Consider the following 19938-nt stretch of genomic DNA (forward strand, 5'->3'; position numbering starts at 1 on the left):
GCGACCTAGTGTAATTACTGTGATTTTTTGGACACAAACCATATAAAAATTAACCCCTGTGCTACATTTTATGTGGATTATGTCTTTTTGGTGTCAGCGTTGTAATAAGGCTGCTCTCTATTTTTGGCTCATGCCTGTCAGGCCTTCACCAAAAGACAGCGATAACAAGCCCACACAACTGAACAGAAGTCGTCGTAAAGATTGTTGCCGTCGTTTGTGACAAAAAACGGTAAATAACGAATTAAGGAACTACTATGACGCATTATTCTTTTGGCAATGAGATCAGCGACAAAAGCCTCCCTAAGCATCTGAAAGTGGCCATTGTAGGAGCTGGTATGGCCGGATTATACAGTGCATGGCGGCTGCAAAATGAATCGGGCTGTGACAACCTGGCAATCTTTGAGCGCTCCAATCGCACTGGCGGTCGACTGGATTCAGATTTAATTCAATTCAAAAATCAACGCAGTGATACGCCCCCCACGATTACAGTAAAAGAAGAACAAGGTGGCATGCGATTTTTATTCGATGGCATGGATGACTTGATGGCGCTGTTCCTTAACCTTGACCTCCAGGATCAGATAGTGCCTTTTCCCATGAACAGCGGCGGCGATAACCGATTATTTTTCCGCGGTAAAAGCTTCAGCGTTAACACCGCAGCGCAAGATAACTATCAGATTTGGTCTGAGCTTTATAATCTGGCACCATCTGAGCAGGGCGTTAACCCAAAGGACATTGTGAATGTGGTCTTCAATCGCATTCTTCAGGCTAATCCTCAATTTAAGGCCCGCCCAGAAGTAAGGGGCCCGGAATTCTGGCAGGCATTCAGACTGGAATGCCAATGGCAAGGCAAAACGCTCAATGAGTGGACGTTATGGGACCTTTACACGGCCATGGGTTACTCTCAGGAATGCATAAACATGCTGTACCGTGTACTTGGCTTCAATGGCACTTTTCTGTCACAGATGAATGCCGGGGTGGCTTATCAGTTGCTGGAAGACTTTCCGGCAGGTGTGCAATTTAAAACCTTTAAAGACGGATTCAGCACATTGCCCAATGCATTAGTTGATAAAGTAGGCACTGACAACATTCACCTGCAAACCAGTATTGAAGAAATCTCTTTTGTAGAAGAGAACAACCACTACGAACTGCACTACCTCCACACAGACGACAACGGACGCAGCCACAAAGGTAAAGTCACCGCCGAAAAAGTCATTCTTGCCCTGCCCAGATTAGCACTGGAGAAACTTTTTGTTCGCTCCAACGCGTTTAACACGCTGGATAAAGAGCGCTCAGAACAACTGTGGAACACGTTGCAATCCACCTCAAACCAGCCACTGTTGAAGATTAACCTCTATTACGACACTGCCTGGTGGGGACGCGGCACCACCGGACGTCCTGCCGTCGAGTTTGGACCTAACTTTGCCGATTTACCGACCGGCTCGGTATACCCATTTTATGCGGTAAACGAAGAGTTGGTTGCGGCCCTGATGTATCAGGAGCGTAAAACCGAACCTTCACAAAGCACTCAGGCAAAACTGGACCATATCAGCAGTGAAAAATACGAGCGCCCCGCTGCATTGACGATATATTGTGACTACCTGAACATTAATTTCTGGAGCGCGCTGCAGAACATTGGAGAGATCTATCATCACCCACATCAGGACGACTATGTCACCGACGTACCGGGTGATATCTATCCAGCATCAACCGCGGTGGTAGAGCAAGCCACTCGGTTCTTCAAAGACATTTTCAATACACACTACGTCCCAGAGCCAATCCTGACCAGTGCGCGGATCTGGCAAGGTAGCGTCCGTTTTGATGTGCCGCCAAGCCAACAATTTGGCTTTGGTGTACACCAGTGGGCGGTGGGTGCCGATGACAAGCAGGTGATGGCTGAACTCACAGAGCCCCTGCCAAACCTGTTTACTTGTGGTGAAGCCTTTTCTGATTACCAGGGGTGGGTAGAGGGTGCATTACGCTCTACCGATCTCGCACTCAAACAAGGATTCGGACTCCAGCCGCTGAGCGAAGTGTATGAGCAGACGACACACATCAGCTCATCTGAAGCCATTAAAGTTGCCTATGAAGAAAACGCCAGCAAGCTTATCAATCAATATATTGAGCCAAACTTCTCAACGGGTAGCGCTCCGATTGAGAAGCCATCAGAGGTCGAAAACGTGCTGGGTGTGAACCTCAGCTACTTCGACCTTAAATGATCCTGCATTGGGCACCTGTTTCGGGTGCCCTCACTACCTACAGGCAGGAGACACCTGCCAAGCTTGCCCAGGAGAGAATCAATGACTCAAATAACGCACCATTTTACAGTCGCGGACTATTTCAAAGCACGACTAGAGGAAATTGGCGTCGACCAAATGTTTGGTGTCGCCGGCAACTATACCGCGGCTTTACTAGACACTATACTGGCTGACAGTCACTCACCGATTAGAATTAACGGCAATGCCAATGAAATTTGTGCCGGGTTTGCAGCAGATGCATATGCCCGATTAAAAGGCCCAAGTGCTCTGTACGTTACCTATAGCGTAGGTGCATTCAGCCTGCTCAACACCATTGCCGGTTCGTTCGTTGAGCAGGTCCCAGTGATCTTGATCAACGGCGCCCCCACCAACAAAGAAGATCAGATTTCAAAGAATGCCGGACTGCTCTACTCACACACGACCGGCTATGAATTTGTCGATATTCACATGTTCAGACCAGTCACCGTCGCAGCTGAACGTATCACCAATGCCAATCAGGCACCTTATCAGATTGATTCAGCCCTGGCGGCTCTGCTGTCAGAGCGCCGACCCGTGTATTTCGAAGTCAGTGAGGATGTCTGGCGGGCAGACTGCATCAAACCTGGTCAGCCTCTGGCACTGAATAATCCAGCCAGCGTCACCGTCAGCGAAGCACAGCAGGCAGCTAAAGCAACGGTAGAGCTGATGCTTAGCCAACCAAAAAGTATTTTTTGGGCAGGCGTAGAGCTACAACGTTTTGGCCTGCAAAATACCTTCTTGGAATTGCTTGAAGTGATAAATCGCAGTCATACGGTGCCCGAAGGACATATTCACTTTGTCACCTCTGCCTTAAGCAAATCGGTTATTGCTGAAACTCACCCCTGGTTTGAAGGCTGTGTCACCATGAGCCCCTCCGAGGTAGATTCCCTGGTTGGAGACGACGGGGTTTTAGTTGGTGTTGGTGCCTGGACGACCGGCAAAGATACCGGTAATCAGGATATTCGCAGCAGCCGCACTGTGCTCGCTGCGCAAGGAGGGGTATACGTTGGTGCCAACTACTACGCCTCTGCGACCCTTAAAGATTACCTACAGTGTCTGATTGAGGAGTTCACTGCACTGGCAACGCAGCAACCCGCCAGTTTAAGAGGGTTGCGTATGCAAAAACCACTGCTGAAGCGCGCAACAGCAGATATCCAACTGGGCTATGACAGCTTCTTTGCTACCCTCAGCCAATGGCTTGATGAAGATGATGTTCTGGTCGTAGATGCGGGCTTCCCGCTGATTGGCGCACAAAGTGTAAAAATACCAGCGCAAGATGGCTTTGTTGCTCAGGCTGCCTGGCTGTCCATCGGCTACTCTGTACCTGCCGGCACGGGAATTAAATGCGCCTTCCCGGATAAACGTGCGGTTGTTGTCGTTGGTGATGGCGCTTTTCATGAAACTTGCCAAGCCGTTGCTGACCAACATGCTTATGGACAAAATACCGTCGTGTTTGTATTGGCAAACGGTATTTATGGTATCGAGCAATACCTGGTCAACCCTAACCCTTTCAGAACACCGCCGGTTGATTATCAGGACAAGCTGCTCGACACTGTCTACAGCTACAATGATTTACCAGCCTGGAAAATTGCCAATATTACCCAGGCATTTGGTGGTGAAGGACGGCGAGTGAATAACCTGAGTGAGTTAATGGCTGTGATGGAAGAGATCAGAACCGATACACACAACAATTATGTTGTAGAAGTAACCATTCCCAAAACAGATACACCTCACTCTATCAGCCTTGAAGCTAACAGCGCCGTCGGGGAAGACGAAATCGCGAACTCACAGTGGCCACCTGCCAGCAAGTTCTAAGTTATGTAAGCATTGGCCTCCGGATGCGGGGGCCAATATCAGGCCGCAGACATCAAAAAGTCCACTCCCTATGCGGCACTTTATTAACATGGCTTCTGCGAGATACTCCCGAGCACGCACACTAACACTTAGACACATTATCTGAGTCAATTTTTCCCCAATCGTCGCAAATTGTACAATAATAAAGTTAGGCATAGTCAGGCAGGGAAAAGACATGGATATCCAGAGCTTGGATCTCGCGATACTTACCGTAAACAGCCAATGGCAAGTAATTGATTTCAACCAGGCTGCGGAGACACTCCTGCAATTGGGCAATCACAAAGCGCAACCTGTTTGCTTTTTTGATCTGTGCCAAATTGCAGAACCCGGCGAAGCGGACAGTGACTTTCTCAGCCAGACAGCGGGCAGCTCTGCGCTGGCCATCTTACCCTCAGGCATACGACTCAATATTATTGTCAGTAACCACCTCAGCGCTGATACCTGCCTGATCATTAATCCAATCAGCCATCAACACCTGCCACATCTCGGTGAGCTGGCTGAACTGGCACTACAATGTAGTGACATTGGGGTATGGCAGGTTGATACCACCTTCGAAAACCCTTACTTTTCTCAGACTTTTTGCGCACTACTACACTGCCCCTCATTAACCGACTGGCATGATTTTACCAATTTGATTTATGAAGATGACCGTCCACTGGCACTGAGTTTCATTGAGGAGCATATTCAGTCTAACGTCCGGCTAAAATTTGAATTTCGTGTATTAATAGACGCTGTGCCACACTGGTTTGAACTCAGTGGCGACCAGCGCCACGGCTGTGGTGCTCATCTGAGCTTATTTGGTACCTTGCGTGAATGCACCCAGGAAAAACAGATGCTCATCCACCTTAACAGCGCCCATGAAAGCCGTCGTATTGCACTGGAAGCTGGTAAAGTCGGTACCTGGAGTGTGCTCAGAAAAAACGCTCAGTGGTATTGGGACTGGGACCCACAAACCAGTTCCATTTTTGATTTGGCAGCACAAGATACCGGACGCTATGAAAAGTGGCTTGAACGCATTCACCCGCAAGACCGTGAACGTGTCTCCAATGGACTCAAAGAAGCCCTTGAAAGCGGCAATGATTTTGAACAGGTATTTCGGGCTACCCTGCCTAGTAACGAGGAGCTGCACATATTCGCCAAAGGTGTGGTTGCTCAGGATGATTATGGTAACAACTATCGCCTTGACGGTGTCTGTGTCGATCAATCCGAAGTGTATCGTGCCAACATGGAGCTATCCAAATTAAATGCCGAGCTGGAAACGCGCGTCAAAGCCCGCACATCAGATCTGAAATGTGCTGTTACTAAAGCTGAGCGCGCAAGCCGGGCCAAGTCTGACTTTTTGGCGATGATGAGCCATGAGCTGAGAACACCAATGAATGCCATAATCGGCTCACTAGAGCTGCTCTCACTGCAAAAGCATGATCCTGAAGAGATGGAGCTGCTCGAAACCGCATCCGTCTCAGCTAAGAATCTGGTCGACATTCTGAATGATATTCTGGATATCAATAAAATAGAAGCAGGCAAGTTAGAGTTAGAGTTTAGGGAATTTGATATTTCAAAAACGCTGCATAATGTACTGCTGACCTTTGCCTCCAATGCTGAAAAGCGCCATGTCAGTCTCAAGGTCATTGAGTCACAGCAGTTGCCCACTATGCTTTACTGCGACGAAAACCGGATCCGTCAGGTACTCTTCAACCTACTCAGCAATGCCATTAAGTTCAGTGGTCCCCCGGCCAAAGGCAGTGGTAATGTCGTCATTGAAGTGGATTGGCAGATCCAAAGTCACAGTCAGGGCGAGCTCTGTATTTTAGTGAAAGACAATGGTATCGGTATTGATGAAAAGACCCAGAGAAAGCTCTTTCACCCCTTTACCCAGGCCGATAAATCGACCACTCGGGTGTATGGTGGAACAGGCCTGGGGCTGGCCATTTCGAGGCAAATCATCACCCTGATGGGCGGACGCATAGGACTAAAAAGTAAAGTGGATCGCGGCAGTATTTTCAGAGTCAGTATTCCGATCCACCGATTCTCACATCACTGCGACACCGCTTTATTCCAGGACATTTATATCACGCCCGCTCACCTTAATCCGTCAGAGTCATATCCATACTCAGTACTGGAAGGATTAGCGTTACACATGCACCAGGCGGACTTAGAACAACTTCCTCCTCCTGATTCGGACAAGGCATTAATATGTTGCTTTATTCTTTCAGAACAGAACCTTGCGCAATTAAGTGACTATCAGGAAACACTTAAAACACACCGGGTATTAATCTGCCACCAAAGTGGTTTTACCGAACAACTGAAAAACTTGCTACCAGACGCAACGTTTCTGAATATCGACCTGACAACTCGTTATGGCATCACGCGTCAGGCGATGCATCTCCTCACCTATACAGCAGATCAACAACCTGTTTCGAATGTTCCCCTGCCAGCGGTTCCCAGTAGCACACATGCAGGTACTGACGAACCTGGTACGGTAACGGACCTTCGCCCGGGTATTCTGCTGGTTGAAGACAACACTTTTAATCAAAACTTAATGGTCAAACAGCTAGCGAAGTTAGGCTACACCTGCACACTCGCAGAAAACGGCCAACAGGGGTTTGAAAGCTGGCGTCAGGATGATTACAAATTGATCCTCACCGATTGCCACATGCCAGTTGTTGACGGATATGAGATGGCGAAGCGTATTCGCCAGACCGAAAAGCAGCTGGCGCTCAAGGCCATTCCAATTGTGGCAGTGACTGGCGCAGCGATAAAAAATGAATTAGAAAACTGCCACTTATACGGCATTAACGATTGCATTGGCAAACCCGTTCAGCTCGAACGTTTTAAAACCGTCATAGAGAAATGGTATGGAAAGTAACAACGCACAGCTAACCAGACTGAATCAACAAACACTGATAGATTTAATTGGCGAAGACTTGCCCACCATAGAAAAGTTTCAGCGCGATTTTGTCACTCAGGCAGAATCCAGTTGCAAGCTATTTTTAAGCGCCTATAGCAACGCGGCTTATCCAGAGCTAAAGGAACATGCGCATTTTCTTAAAACATCTGCCCGGGCCATAGGCGCAGAGCGGTGCAGTGAATACCTGGCTCAGCTCGAAGAGGCAGCCCTGTCAGCCGACCGTCAACATTGTCGCTCGCTGTTGATCAATATAGCGCAGGAAGTTAAAGCCCTTAACGCGCTGATTAATTAACCCTGATCACACAACACGACAATCGCAATTGATACCTGACAGAGGATCAGGCACATTCCGTGCCTAACAGCTTGTTTACCGCATCCAGAATACTGCGCTTTGTTGATGGCTTCACAATATAGCCTCCAAGACCCAGAGAAGCCCATTTCCGGATCAGGTCTTTGTTGCGGTTACTGGTAAGCGCCACAATGGGTATGCCACGGCAATGTTCAATTGCCCGGACATTTTTTGTGGTATTATAACCATCCAGGCCCGGCATAAATAAGTCCATGAAAATCATATCGTAGCGATGCTTTCTCAGCTCTTTAATTGCGGCCAGTCCGTTTTCCATGCCATCGACCGAAAAACCCTGTTCACGCAGTATACCTGAGATCATCTCGCGATAGATTTCATTGTCTTCAACTATCATGATCCGTTTATCTCTGGGCATCACAGGCTCAGACACCTGCGTAGTATCGAAGGCATGCGCAGCATCGAAGCCATGGCCATGATCTGAGTGGTCGTCATGATGACTCTCAGAACCGAGAGGCCGTGCACCGGACTCATGTACCTGATGCTCATGTGATTCTGGCTCGTGCTCAACACTGGCCTGCTCAGCATGTTCTAGCGCTTCTTTGTGCGCACCACCGTGGTCCAGAACCGACGAAAATACCGATGCCTGTGAGCCACTGAACATGTCGACAAGCTCATTAAGGGTAAAGTGACTGTCATTGAGTTGCTGAGTGATCTGTTGAATGTCTTTGATCAACTGTTGCTGCAACATGTCCAGTAAAGGCAAGACATGTTTTTCTTTTAGCTGCTGTAACATTTGCGCTTTTATTTCATCGTCTTCTTGCGCTTCGTTTAATGATGCTCTGGCTTGCTGGAAAGACTGCTCTGTGTTAACCCGATAGTTAGACGCCTGATCAATCAATTGTTTCAGCCCGTTATCTATTCGGCCAAAGTGCTCTTCTTTTAGTTCAGTGATCTGCTGAGTATCTTCGGCTTGTTGCAAGATATTGTGTAAAATCATCCGGAGCCGATAATTTTCATACATAGGTTTAAAGACAAAGTAGTCATTAAATATGTCTTTGATGCAGCAGCGAAAGGCGACCCCCGATTCTTTATTTTCGCATAACAAGATACTCTTATGCGGGTAATCTAGCACGCCCCTGCGCGCCAAAGCACTGTATGACTCGATGCTCGCCTTAACGTGCAGCATAGCAAAAATAAGCACAGGCGGTTTGCCTGCTTGGATCACTTTATGGGCGTCGTGTGTGCCCTCCAACGTTCTGAACGCCGTAACCTGAGAGCTGATAACTTTGCAAACACCCACCATTTCGTGCGCGTCATCACAAATCATGATTACTTTTGGATGTCGCTCTCCATAATCCACCTCACCTTTATGCATACCTGTCTCCTGAGCCTCGGTGACCATCAATTCATTGACTGCACCTTAAGGATAGTCCAAGCAGAGGTGTTTATGCTAATGCCTCTAAACGCTTAACTGCGCACAGCCGGTGGCATTATTTCAGCTTCGCTCAGCACCAATTTTTTATGCATTTCTCGACGCAACAGCAAATAGCTGATCACGGCCTGACAATACACCGTCGTAACGGAGAATATCCAGACCTGTTCGATTTCAAAGTCTTGCTGCCCTGCCAGCCAGACAACTGGCGCTGCAAACAACACAAATCGACTGGCGGTGCTGTATAACGCGGGCCAGGTATTGCCCAACGCCTGAAACATACCCGAGGCCGTAAAGGTGTAACCCGCAGGAACAAAATTCAAACAGACATATCCCAAAAACGTCGCGGCAACCAAAATGACCTGAGGCTCATCGCTGAATGGAGCGAAAAACCAACTTGCATTAATCAAACATGCCAGGGTAAGTATGGCCATCAATGCACAGGTCAATAAACTGGTATAGCGGTAGGTTTGCTGTACCCGGTCATATTTACCGGCAGCATAGTTTTGAGCAGCGATTGCAGGAGCAGCAAATGCAACAGCCATAACGGGCAAGAAAAGTACTTGCATGATCCGGACACCCAATCCAAACCCTGCCTGAGCGCTTGCGGCAAACTGACTGAGGGCCCAGTAAATCACTGACATGTACATGAAAGTCAGTAAAAACTCGCCGCCTGACGGTAACCCCAGATTAATAACCTGGAGGATCCGCTTGCGATCAGGGCGCAGCGCCATATTTGGCAAAGTAAGGTAATCGACTTTTCTGATGAAGTACCACAGTGTCATCACCATAGCAGCGAACGCAGACAGAGAACTGGCCAACCCTGCTCCTGTCACACCCAGGGCATTGCCTGTACCCCAGCCGGATATCAAAATGGGCGACAAAATAATATTCAGGACCACCGCCAACATCGAAATCAACATAACGGGCTTAACAACACCCGCTCCGCGCAGTGCAGCCGCCATAACGGTAAGCCCAAACTGCAGTAATAAAGCAGGCAGAAACCAGTAAAAATAGTCCGTTGCTGCTTGGCGAGTTGCGGCATCAGGTGCCATAAACTCAAAAAACAAATGCCCAAATACATAGCCAAGTACGCCAAACGCCACCGTGCAAAACACCGCAATCAACATACTCTGATGGAATAAAGCGTTGGCCTCAGCGCGATCCTTTCTGCCAACCGCATGGGCCACTAAAGTACCACACCCAATATTTAAAACCTGAGTCAGGGCCATAATAAAAAAGAACACACTGCCCGCATTACTCACGCCTGCCAGCGCCGTTGCCCCCAGCGCACCAACAAAATACAGGTCAACCAGAAAATACAACGTCTGGATAAACATGCCAATCGCCATCGGAACGGCCATAGTAATAAGGTGTGTAACAATTTTCCCCTGAGTCAGATCCTTCATTAAAGTCATTCCTGTATGATTAATTTACTCATTGTACCGTTTATTTTTAGCTCGTCATCGACTATTTTGTGTTTCACTTGGCACAGCAAAAGACGTAACAGGCAAACAATATCACTGTCATATCTATACACACTATGAGTATGTGGCATACTGAAAGCTCTGTTAATAAAGGTAATATTTATGGCAACGCACACGAGCAAAGGGCACACATCTCCAGATATCACTGTTGCAGTAACGGACATGATCCAGGCGATACGTAGCCATAACCTGGAACGCATTAAACAATGCTATGAGCAAGCCACTGACACACAACGCACAGCGCAGCTCAGACACTGCTTTGAAGCAGCCAGCAGCCACTCATCAAACTACGAACATTACCAAAATATCGCAGCCCACTGTATCAGTCAGCATGGCCTGCCTGCGGGTGTGATTGCGGGGATCAATACCACTGAGCGGGTCGACTTTTTTATGCCTGCACTGCAGGCTGCGAGTGCATTTAACGTAACTAACCATCAGGGCAATACATTTTTGCACTGCCTGTTTGCCAATCCCGCTAACCCGCTGCCGCCGTTTAATTACATTCGCTCTTTGCTCTTATTTGAGCGCAATGAGTCTTTGGCCGAAGCATTAGTCATACGCAATCATCAGGGATTCAATGCACTAGAAGTCTATTTGAGTTTCAACCCACAGCACAACGCGCTCCCCCAGCATGAGCTGACTGCCTGGCTGGCATTATGTGAGGCCCTGCGCACCTTAAACGGGGTAAACAATGATAATCTGACTAAAGTAATGGCTCACCTGAATGGCGCAAACATGGCAGGACTGTCAGGCAATAAGCATCGTCTCACGCTCATCGCCAGTTACTACCAGGTGTCAGTGAGTTCACTATCATCGATGAATTAGGCTTGATTGGCGTACGCACCCAAAGAGCTCGTTCATCATGGCGGTAAGTCATGACCGTGCCCCCACTGGACTTGTCCCGCAGGCAGGCATACTCCACGGCCTCAAATGCCGAGCGGCCAAAGTCCATGGCGGCGATAGCCCAGTTGGCGCCACTGCCAATTGCCCAGTTTAACGACAAAGGCTCCAGAAAACGGCGACCATGGCGGATCTCACCAAAAAACACGGCACCTTCATCATCAACGAACAAGAAGGTACAGGTAACTTTATCAAATTGATTATCATGCCAGTGAGTCAACAAATGTTCAATTTCGGCACAATTGCCCGATGCAAACACAAAGCCGTCTTCTACGCGTCGGCACTTACGTGTTGCCCAGGACACAATAGTTTGGCTGGTCGAAGTGAGACTGTCTGTGCAGATAGTTTTTGAGTCATGATGGTAAGCGATGGTTGTCAAAAGCACTCCTTAGTGACGTTCCTTCAATTCAAAATAACCCAAACTTATTGTCAAGACCGGGCCTTTTTGACCTGATAATCACAATAAATTGCTGAACATCCGGTTTAAACATCAATATAAAGAGTAAAAAGTTAATACAACATTAACAACCAATAAATACTTCATCGAATACGAGCCGCCAGCAATCAACTTCACCAGCTGCGAGCTAAGATGCAGTCTTATCAACCTGGCAACAGCACACTTTCAGGCTTTAATAAACAAGCCCCACCAGCATGAAACGTCACCATGCAGCGCTTATTATCGAAGGTAACAGCGTAAGACTGGCTTAAACCATCAAGGCAAGAACACCAGCACCGATAATCAAAGCAGCCAAAGGCGCTAACCATTTCCAGGGCAAGCTCTGCGCTTCTTCTGATACCTGTTCGGTGCTTGTCGCACTCGGAGCTGCAACAGGTTGAGCTTGCTGTTGCTCTGCTTCGGGTTGGGCTTCAACAGGCTCGGATGGCTGCACTGGCAGTTGCCACTGATAACCTTTCTTGGAGAAAGTCTTAATCGCGTCATCCCCAAACAAGGCCCGCAAGTGACCAATATTCTGGAATACCACTTGCTCAGTGACTGTTCTGCCTGGCCATACATGCTCAAGGATCTCAGCTTTACTATAGATCTTCTGTGGATCAGACAAAAACAACCCCAGTAACATGGCTGGCTTTTCTTTAATACTTATTTTTCGACCTTGTTTTGACAATGCCAGATTCTGGCAGTCAAACTCGAAATCTTGGAATGTTAACTTCATCGTCCTTCAGCTTTATAATTATAATAATTGTCACATTACAGGGAGCACATGACCATCAGATCAACGACATGTCCCTGGTGTTAGTTCAACAAGCTTAACATGTTCCCAACCTCGGATCAGTACTCCAATGTAACGATTTATAACAATTGCCTTCTTAGCTTATTCGTCAGGCTTGTCCAGCCGCTTTCACCAAACTGAAACACGGCCAGACTTACCATGATCACGAATGCCCCAACCAGTAAAGTCAGCGTGATCTGCTCATTGTTGATCCAGGCACCTAACAGCATGGCAAATCCCGGTGTGATCAAGGTGGTTAACGCAACCGTGCTGGCTTTGAGTTTCTGCAACACATGAAAATAAGCGATAAACCCAACCAAAGAACCAAAGACACTCAGGTACACAGTGGCCAACACGGCGCTAACTTGCCAGCTTTGCGAATTCAATTGACCGTCGCTGAACCACCACACCAAACCGAACATAGGTGTTACCAGTAACAGTGCGCCAAAGGTAGAAGCCAGCGGATGGATCGCCAATTGCACGCGTTTTATCATCACACCACTGAGACTAAAACAACTCACGGCCCCAAGCACATATATCAAACCTTGGGGTGCCAGGGCCAACTCATTGAGTTGTGACATGCAGACAAGATACAAACCAACCAAAGACAAAGCTAACCCAAACCACTTAATAATGCTAAAACGGGCCTCTCTCAGTAGTCGCTGTGCCAGCAAGCCGGATAGCACAGGCGCAAGGCCAAATATCAGGGAGATCACACCCGATGGTACAGTTTGTGCGGCGAGGTAACTTAATAACATACCGCCAAAAATACCCAAGCTTGAGTAGCTATATAATGCCCAGGCCTGCCTGGATACGGGAACCCGGTAACGACCAATCAACACGATGATACAACACAGCGCCAGGGCGATGGCCATGCGCAAGAAAACACTCAGTGTTGGTGACATACCCGCGCTGCTGATCACAATGCCCAACGGCGTCGTGGACCAGATGATGATAACCAGAATGTAAGATGCCTGAACTGGCATAATGAACTCCCCAATTCGGGGCAGTACAAGAGGCTGGAAATACACAATGATGACTAACCGCTGATACTGCCGCGGTTAGTAAGTGACCCCTACAAACCGCAGACAACACGCCATACACAGGCCAAATTATTCAGCCAGGTAGTGAGCGATGTAGACACGGTCATCAGAGTCATGAATTTCTTCTTATTTGTTAATGAATAACCTTTGTATCATGCCAAATACCAAAGTCAATGGCTGACACCCGAAAATTATTATCTACCGACTATCTTGCCAATCACGATGACAAAAAATCAGCCTACCACCTTTGTACAAACTCAAAGCCCAGAATAGCCCTACTGAGCAAATTTCACTCGTTTCACTATTGGCACCACAGTTAAAAAAGTACAAAACAAACAATAATTTAACAATAAAAGTTTACAACCCAGGTCTGACCCTGTTATAAACACAGATAACACATTTAGAAAATAACCTTAAAAAACATATTGTTGAACCATTTACCATAAAACCATGTAGAAAATGTGAACCACAAAATTAAAACTTAAATAAAACATTTAAAAAACACAAGTTAACAGGATTGACAGGTACATTAACAAGTCTCCATAATAGCGTTTAATGCAAAAGCAGTATTTCAACCAACTCAAAGTGCAATATTATGGATTTTAAGCTTTCCGACTATCAAACCGAGTTATACGATTCCGCGCTTCGCTTTGCTTCTGAGGTGCTCGACAAGGATGCGCACCAGCGTCAGCGCAATCATCACTTCGCTCCTGAGCTTTGGCAGCAGGCAGCTCAATTTGGCTTCACTGGCCTGGCAGTAGACGAAGCCTATGGCGGTGCAGATCTGGGGGCACTCAACACCATGCTAATGGTAGAGGCACTGGGCAAAGGCAGCCGCGATCTCGGATTATCATTCTCGCTGTGTGCTCATCTGTTTGCCTGCGTGATGCCTCTTGCACGTTTCGCAAGTGACCAATTAAAGCGGGACTTTCTTGAACCGCTGGTTGCGGGGAAATTAATTGCAGCCAATGCGGCTACCGAGCCCGGTGCAGGTTCAGATATCTACAGTATGAAAACGACCGCCGTCAAAGAGGCGGGTGGTTACCGGCTTAATGGTCAGAAAACCTATATCACCAATGCGCCCGTTGCCGACGTATTCGTCGCCTACGCACGAACCAACCCCGATCACGGCTTTATGGGGGTTTCCGCCTTCATCATTCCCAAAGACACGCCTGGGCTATCAACCGGTGCCAGTCAATCCAAAGACTGTCTGGCCAGCTGCCCGATGGGGGACGTGTTTTTTGACAATGTGTTTGTCAGCGAATCACAGCGCATCGGCTTTGAAGGGGCCGGCGGTGCTATCTTTCATGACTCTATGATCTGGGAGAAAGGTTGTTTGTTTGCCCTGTTTGTCGGTGCTCTGGACAGGTTACTTGAGAGCACACTGAGCTATGCCACTGAGCGCAAACAGTTTGGTAAAAAAATCGGTCATTTTCAGTCCGTATCTAACCGAATTATTGACATCAAACTGCGCCTTGAACAGTGTCGCCTGATGCTCTATCGCGCCGGCTGGAAATACGACCAGGGACAAGATGCTGAGATTGACATTGCTATGAGCAAGCTGTTGATTTCGGATTACGCCGTCCAGTCTTCACTGGATGCCATTGCCACTTTTGGTGGCGCTGCAATCGATGCTGATATGGGCATTGTCCAGGTGCTCCTAGATACGCTGCCCAGCCGTATTTTCTCCGGCACCAATGATATTCAACGCGAGATCATCGCCCGAAAACTTGGCTTAAGAGGAGCCTGAACATGCTAGTTCAACGGATCTTTGCAGTACTTTATATGCTGGCCGGACTGGCCAAAGCATTTCCACAATTAGAAAATGTCCCCGACATTCTGCGTCAGGCAGCCGCGGCCAATCAGGGCACTTGGTATGCGGGACTCAGCAATCTGCTCGCGCAGCATGGCGAAATCACCAATGTCGTTGTTGCAGTCGCATTATTTGGTTCAGGTCTGGTGTTATGGCTCAACCCTCGCTGGACGCGCTTTGTGATCTACGGCCAGCTTGCCATGATGGCTGTCTTTATCACCATACTGCACCGCTCTCAGCCACAAGTGATCCCGCTGGATGCCATTTTTATTATTGCCGCACTGGCGATGTTACGTCAGCAATTTCGCCGTACGGGTTCTAAACGTGTCTTTGCCAGCCAGGATTTTGCCAAACCCAAAGCGCAAGCAAAGTCACCCGACAAACCTAAGTTGGCAGATGAGTATGACGTGATCATCATAGGTGCAGGTGTCTCAGGCCTGACCGCTGCCAGCGAATTTACCACGGAGCGTGTACTGGTACTGGAAAAAAGCCCCACCTTCGGCGGCAATGCGCGCTGCAACAGTCATCGCTCACTATCACATCCCATTGCCGGGGTGTGTTTTCAACAGCCCATACCTGGTTCAGATATGGATCAGTTACTGTCTAAACTGGGCCTGCAAAATAAATTTAAAACCAATGCCGAAGATACCTTAGTTTTCTTCGATACTATTTTACTGCTCAAGTGTCTCAATGAGATCACTTTAGGCTTTATAAAATTTCCCAGTTACCTGCTTAAGCCATCCGTATGGGGATTAACAGGCCAGCTACTGCTGAACGCCTTAATTGGTAAGCCTTATGTTGTCGCCGCCAAGCAGTTGGGCGATCCTATCTTCGCTGATCTGTACCAGTTTCTTGACGGGTTTGCTGCCACAACGGAGCGCTTCCCACAGGTGCCCTGGCATGAACAAAGTGGCTGGAAAAAAGAAGAAATGGTACAGCTGGACAACCTTTCTTTATACAGTTATCTGTTCGAGCCGGAAAAAACCGCGTCATTCCCAACGCATTTACAACCGCCTCGCAAACTCGGCAAGCTGGTTGAGAATGCGGTAACCACCACGCTCAGAGTGGAGTGCCTGGATATCCATGAAGTTTCGGCCTACGTAGGCCTGCACTTTCTTGTTGGTTACCTGCGTGGCAATTTGGTTACCCTGCCAGGCGGTAATGGCCATATCAGCGAAGCATTAGTTGCCCACCTGAGCAAACAAACCAATATCACACTGCTAAGCGACGTGGTGCTAAATAACCTGGACAATACCGAAGCGAGCGTACAACTGACCGCCAAAGTGCAACACCATAATATTTCGGTCAAAGCCAAAAAGCTGATTTGGGCCGCGCCCAAGCATCACGTGACAGACTGGCTACCAACGCTACCCGAAACCCAGCTCAAGGCCATCAAAGCCATTCGTCACGAAGATTATTATCTCGCCAATGCACTGTTATCGCGCCCGGTACTCAGCCATTCCTTTGGCGGTTATCTAATTGAACCTGAGCGCCAGGAGCAACCGTATGCCTGGTGCAAAACAGGCACCTGTCTGGTCGCAAACTGGATGGACAGCGATAACCACAGTGAAGGCGGTGTGCTGACCTTACTCAAACCAACAACACGTGAGCAACGTCAAGGACGCACGGCAGAAAACGACTTTACAGGATTGCAGCAGCAGACATACCGCGAAGTCTCACTGATGTTAAACAATATTGGCGTTGATCCTCGCATCGTCGAAGACATTCAGATCTGGTACTGGCCTGACGCCTTGATCACTTCGGTCATTGGACAACAAGCCAGCGGCTTATTTCAAAGTGCCTCACAACCACATTTTAGCGTGCACTTTGCCAACCAGGACAGCGTTGGGATCGGTAACCTTGAGAGTGCCATCTTTGCCGGCAAACAGGCTGCGACACAAATTAAACGCGCATTACAACATACGGAAACAACCGCCATTTCGCGTAATAAGGAGACGGTATCATGAGCCAATCACTCGTCGTCGCCCTCAGTGGCAACGAACAACTGGAACTAGGTCACTTAGGCGGCAAAGGCCACTCACTGAATCACTTGATCCGTGCAGGTCTGCCCGTCCCACCCGCTTTTTGCATTACTGCAGAGGCCTATCAGACCTTTGTTAACACTGCATTGCCGGATGACTTGCTCAGTGCGCCTGAGCTGGATAAAGTGCGAGATACTATCCTCAGTGCCGATATTCCTGAGCAGCTACGTACCGCGATTGCATCAGCCTATCAGGGGCTGGGTGACAATGCCCAAATAGCCGTTCGTTCGTCCGCCCTGGACGAAGATGGTCAGAGCCAGAGTTTTGCTGGTCAGTACGAAACCTACCTGCATGTGCAGGGCAATGACAGTGTGATGGAAAAAGTGCGCGCATGCTGGGCTTCCTTGTGGGCAGAACGTGCAGCCGGATATCGCAACAGCAGTGCAGCAGATACCGCCATTGCCGTGGTGCTGCAAACCATGGTGGATGCCGATGCAGCCGGCGTCATGTTCACTCAGGACCCGCTCAGTGGCGATACCAATAAAGTGGTCATAGATAGCTGCTGGGGCCTGGGCGAAGGGGTGGTATCCGGGCAAGTGAGCACCGACAGCTTTATTCTCGACAAAAACAGCGGAGAACTGCTGCAACAGGAGATCCGTGTTAAGCCCCAGTATTGTCAGCGCAACGCACAAGGTCAGGTCACCTTACTGAATACCCCACAGGCGCAACAGCAGTCAGCCAGTCTGAACGAAGCTCAGCTCGCACAATTGCTCACTTTAGCTAAACAGGCACAGGCACTCTATCAGACCGAACTGGACATTGAGTGGGCCCTGAAGGACGACAAGATCTGGCTACTCCAGGCGCGCCCGGTCACCACTCAGGCGAGTAAAGCAGAACCTATTTATGCGAACCCCTGGGAACAAGACCAGCGTGTTAAAGACGGGGCATTCTTTTCTCGTATGGACACCGGTGAAATCGTCACCGGGCTCATGACCCCACTCGGCTTGTCATTTTGTGAGTTCTATCAAAAGCACATTCATGGTCCGGCCATCAAAACTATGGGTTTGGCTGATATCAGCGACTGGCAAGTTTACATGGGCTACATTCAGGGTCAGGTATATCTGAATATCTCCGGCTCCGCGCACATGCTGCGCCAGTGTCCTCCCACCCGGGATGAGATGAAGTTCACCACTCGCTATGCCACGTCAGATATCGATTTCAGCAACTACCGTAACCCTTATGGGCCAGGTGTAGAAGGCTGGGATTATGCGAAAAGTGCCTGGCACTGGTTAAAACAGCAAGTTCACAATATGCGTAATGCCGGTAAAATTGTGGATGAGATGATTGCGCTGCGCGAAAGCGAAACGAAGCGCTTTTTGGCCCTGGATCTGCCCAGTATGTCACTCAGTGAGCTGGACCAAGAGCTGACCCGTATCGACAACTACTTTTTAGACTCCTGTGCCGCCTACATGCCTTTCTTTTTACAGTCATTTGCACTGTACGATGCGCTGGCCGAAACCTGTGAAGAACACTTCAAAGATCAAGGCGAAGGGCTTCAGAATCGCATCAAAGCCTCGATGAACAATCTGCGGACCATAGAAGTGACACGGGGGATCCTGGATCTCGTCGAACAGGTTGAAGGTAACCCTGAACTAAAAGCCGTATTTGAGCGATTTGAGGCTGAAGAACTGGTAAGCATCCTCCCCGCACACCCGCTGGGACAACCATTCTGGCAGGGGCCCTTTGAAGCCTTTTTGCTCGAATTTGGCGCCCGAGGCCGTCAGGAGTTTGAATTAAGTATTCCACGCTGGCGCGACGACCCCAGTTATTTGTTACAGGTCATGAAAATGTATCTGAAACACCCGGTCGATCTGGAGAAAAAGCTCAAAGAGACTGAAAGTTTGCGCGAAGCCGACAGCGAGCAACTCTTTAAGGCTTTACCCGCCGGCGCGCGTTTTAAACTCAAGACCATTATCAAACTGTATGGGGTGATGGCAGAACGCCGTGAAGCGACTCGCCCGACCTTTATTACAGAGACCTGGTTCTATCGCTGCATCATTCTTGAAGTGCTGTCGCGCCTTGAGCGAGACAATCTGGCAAAAGTAGCCGACTTGCCCTATATCGATTTCAACCGCCTGCGTGACTATGTCGCCGGACGCATGGGTGCTGCTGAAGCGTTCAGCGAATCCCTGCTCAATGCCAACCGCCACAGTCACTTATTCAACTTGCATGCTGAAGAGCCCCCCATGGCAATCATTGGCCCGTACACGCCAAAAATGAAGGCCACGACACAAACACACAGCGATTCAATGAGTGGCCTGGCCGCCAGTCCCGGCAAGATAGTCGCCAAGGCACGGGTTATCACCGATCTGCAAGCACAAGCTGGTGAGCTGGAGCCTGGAGAAATTTTGGTCGCACGCTTTACCGACGCAAGCTGGACGCCTTTATTTGCACTCGCCAGCGGGGTTGTCACGGACATCGGCTCCACGCTATCGCATAGCTGTATTGTGGCGCGTGAATTTGGCATCCCGGCTGTTGTGAACTTACACAGTGCAACCCAGGCGATTAAAAGCGGCGACACGCTGATCCTCGACGGAGATCAGGGCACAGTGATCATTCAGCGGGAATAATCTAATCCATCGCGGGCCACAGGCCCGCATCCAAACATTCAACTTAACAATACAACGGCAAGTAGCGTGCTGCCACCGTT

The 19938-nt window shown here is 48.8% G+C and carries 13 protein-coding genes; 8 read left to right on the forward strand and 5 right to left on the reverse strand.

Going from position 1 to position 19938, the window contains the following annotated elements; genetic code table 11:
- Positions 1-254: 254 nt before the first annotated feature.
- From QNM19_RS09820 to QNM19_RS09835, 4 genes are all read left to right on the forward strand, one after another.
- Positions 255-2216 carry an FAD-dependent L-amino acid oxidase gene (locus QNM19_RS09820; RefSeq protein WP_049864606.1) on the forward strand — a complete coding sequence of 654 codons (1962 nt, stop codon included), beginning with the start codon at positions 255-257 and terminating at the stop codon, positions 2214-2216.
- Between the two features lie 81 nt (positions 2217-2297).
- Positions 2298-4088, forward strand: coding sequence for an alpha-keto acid decarboxylase family protein (locus QNM19_RS09825; RefSeq protein WP_049864607.1), 1791 nt, complete (start codon positions 2298-2300; stop codon positions 4086-4088).
- Between the two features lie 214 nt (positions 4089-4302).
- Positions 4303-6993 (forward strand): PAS domain-containing hybrid sensor histidine kinase/response regulator, encoded by a 2691-nt coding sequence (locus QNM19_RS09830; RefSeq protein WP_049864608.1) that lies wholly within the window; start codon positions 4303-4305, stop codon positions 6991-6993.
- On the forward strand, positions 6983-7327 hold the full coding sequence (locus QNM19_RS09835; protein ID WP_049864609.1) for an Hpt domain-containing protein: 345 nt from the start codon (positions 6983-6985) through the stop codon (positions 7325-7327). The genes QNM19_RS09830 and QNM19_RS09835 overlap by 11 nt, the downstream gene beginning before the upstream one ends.
- A 46-nt stretch (positions 7328-7373) precedes the next feature.
- On the opposite strand, the gene QNM19_RS09840 is transcribed toward QNM19_RS09835, so the two are convergent.
- A complete protein-coding gene (locus tag QNM19_RS09840) occupies positions 7374-8717 on the reverse strand; it encodes a response regulator (RefSeq protein ID WP_049864610.1) in 1344 nt (447 codons plus the stop codon).
- A 92-nt stretch (positions 8718-8809) separates the two neighbouring features.
- Positions 8810-10183, reverse strand: coding sequence for an MATE family efflux transporter (locus QNM19_RS09845; protein ID WP_082225441.1), 1374 nt, complete (start codon positions 10181-10183; stop codon positions 8810-8812).
- A 180-nt stretch (positions 10184-10363) separates the two neighbouring features.
- On the opposite strand from QNM19_RS09845, the gene QNM19_RS09850 reads away from it, so the two are divergent.
- Positions 10364-11086: a hypothetical protein gene (locus QNM19_RS09850; protein ID WP_049864611.1), complete on the forward strand. Its 723-nt coding sequence runs from the start codon at positions 10364-10366 to the stop codon at positions 11084-11086.
- Here QNM19_RS09850 and QNM19_RS09855 read toward each other — a convergent pair.
- From QNM19_RS09855 to QNM19_RS09865, 3 genes are all read right to left on the reverse strand, one after another.
- Positions 11034-11540: an Ntn hydrolase family protein gene (locus tag QNM19_RS09855; protein ID WP_049864612.1), complete on the reverse strand. Its 507-nt coding sequence runs from the start codon at positions 11538-11540 to the stop codon at positions 11034-11036. The genes QNM19_RS09850 and QNM19_RS09855 overlap by 53 nt on opposite strands.
- A gap of 325 nt (positions 11541-11865) precedes the next feature.
- Positions 11866-12333, reverse strand: coding sequence for a winged helix-turn-helix domain-containing protein (locus QNM19_RS09860; RefSeq protein WP_049864613.1), 468 nt, complete (start codon positions 12331-12333; stop codon positions 11866-11868).
- Between the two features lie 137 nt (positions 12334-12470).
- Positions 12471-13376 carry a DMT family transporter gene (locus QNM19_RS09865; RefSeq protein ID WP_049864614.1) on the reverse strand — a complete coding sequence of 302 codons (906 nt, stop codon included), beginning with the start codon at positions 13374-13376 and terminating at the stop codon, positions 12471-12473.
- 652 nt (positions 13377-14028) lie between these two features.
- Here QNM19_RS09865 and pigA point away from each other — a divergent pair.
- From pigA to pigC, 3 genes are read left to right on the forward strand one after another with little or no spacing between them, the layout of a single operon-like run.
- Positions 14029-15183: a prodigiosin MBC biosynthesis dehydrogenase PigA gene (gene pigA, locus QNM19_RS09870; protein WP_049864615.1), complete on the forward strand. Its 1155-nt coding sequence runs from the start codon at positions 14029-14031 to the stop codon at positions 15181-15183.
- Between the two features lie 2 nt (positions 15184-15185).
- Positions 15186-17213 (forward strand): prodigiosin MAP biosynthesis oxidoreductase PigB, encoded by a 2028-nt coding sequence (pigB, locus tag QNM19_RS09875; protein ID WP_049864616.1) that lies wholly within the window; start codon positions 15186-15188, stop codon positions 17211-17213.
- Positions 17210-19858, forward strand: coding sequence for a prodigiosin ligase PigC (pigC, locus tag QNM19_RS09880; protein ID WP_284026642.1), 2649 nt, complete (start codon positions 17210-17212; stop codon positions 19856-19858). The genes pigB and pigC overlap by 4 nt, the downstream gene beginning before the upstream one ends.
- Positions 19859-19938: the final 80 nt, after the last annotated feature.

Source organism: Pseudoalteromonas ardens (assembly GCF_030125445.1).
GTDB lineage: Bacteria > Pseudomonadota > Gammaproteobacteria > Enterobacterales > Alteromonadaceae > Pseudoalteromonas > Pseudoalteromonas ardens.

What these genes read in the sequence shown, in the direction of transcription:
- pigA (WP_049864615.1), top strand. Translation starts at nt 14,029, where the DNA reads ATGGATTTTAAGCTTTCCGACTATCAAACCGAGTTATACGATTCCGCG.
- QNM19_RS09865 (WP_049864614.1), bottom strand. Translation starts at nt 13,376, where the DNA reads ATGCCAGTTCAGGCATCTTACATTCTGGTTATCATCATCTGGTCCACG.
- QNM19_RS09835 (WP_049864609.1), top strand. Translation starts at nt 6,983, where the DNA reads ATGGAAAGTAACAACGCACAGCTAACCAGACTGAATCAACAAACACTG.
- pigC (WP_284026642.1), top strand. Translation starts at nt 17,210, where the DNA reads ATGAGCCAATCACTCGTCGTCGCCCTCAGTGGCAACGAACAACTGGAA.
- QNM19_RS09860 (WP_049864613.1), bottom strand. Translation starts at nt 12,333, where the DNA reads ATGAAGTTAACATTCCAAGATTTCGAGTTTGACTGCCAGAATCTGGCA.
- QNM19_RS09850 (WP_049864611.1), top strand. Translation starts at nt 10,364, where the DNA reads ATGGCAACGCACACGAGCAAAGGGCACACATCTCCAGATATCACTGTT.
- QNM19_RS09840 (WP_049864610.1), bottom strand. Translation starts at nt 8,717, where the DNA reads ATGCATAAAGGTGAGGTGGATTATGGAGAGCGACATCCAAAAGTAATC.
- QNM19_RS09825 (WP_049864607.1), top strand. Translation starts at nt 2,298, where the DNA reads ATGACTCAAATAACGCACCATTTTACAGTCGCGGACTATTTCAAAGCA.
- pigB (WP_049864616.1), top strand. Translation starts at nt 15,186, where the DNA reads ATGCTAGTTCAACGGATCTTTGCAGTACTTTATATGCTGGCCGGACTG.
- QNM19_RS09820 (WP_049864606.1), top strand. Translation starts at nt 255, where the DNA reads ATGACGCATTATTCTTTTGGCAATGAGATCAGCGACAAAAGCCTCCCT.
- QNM19_RS09830 (WP_049864608.1), top strand. Translation starts at nt 4,303, where the DNA reads ATGGATATCCAGAGCTTGGATCTCGCGATACTTACCGTAAACAGCCAA.
- QNM19_RS09845 (WP_082225441.1), bottom strand. Translation starts at nt 10,183, where the DNA reads ATGAAGGATCTGACTCAGGGGAAAATTGTTACACACCTTATTACTATG.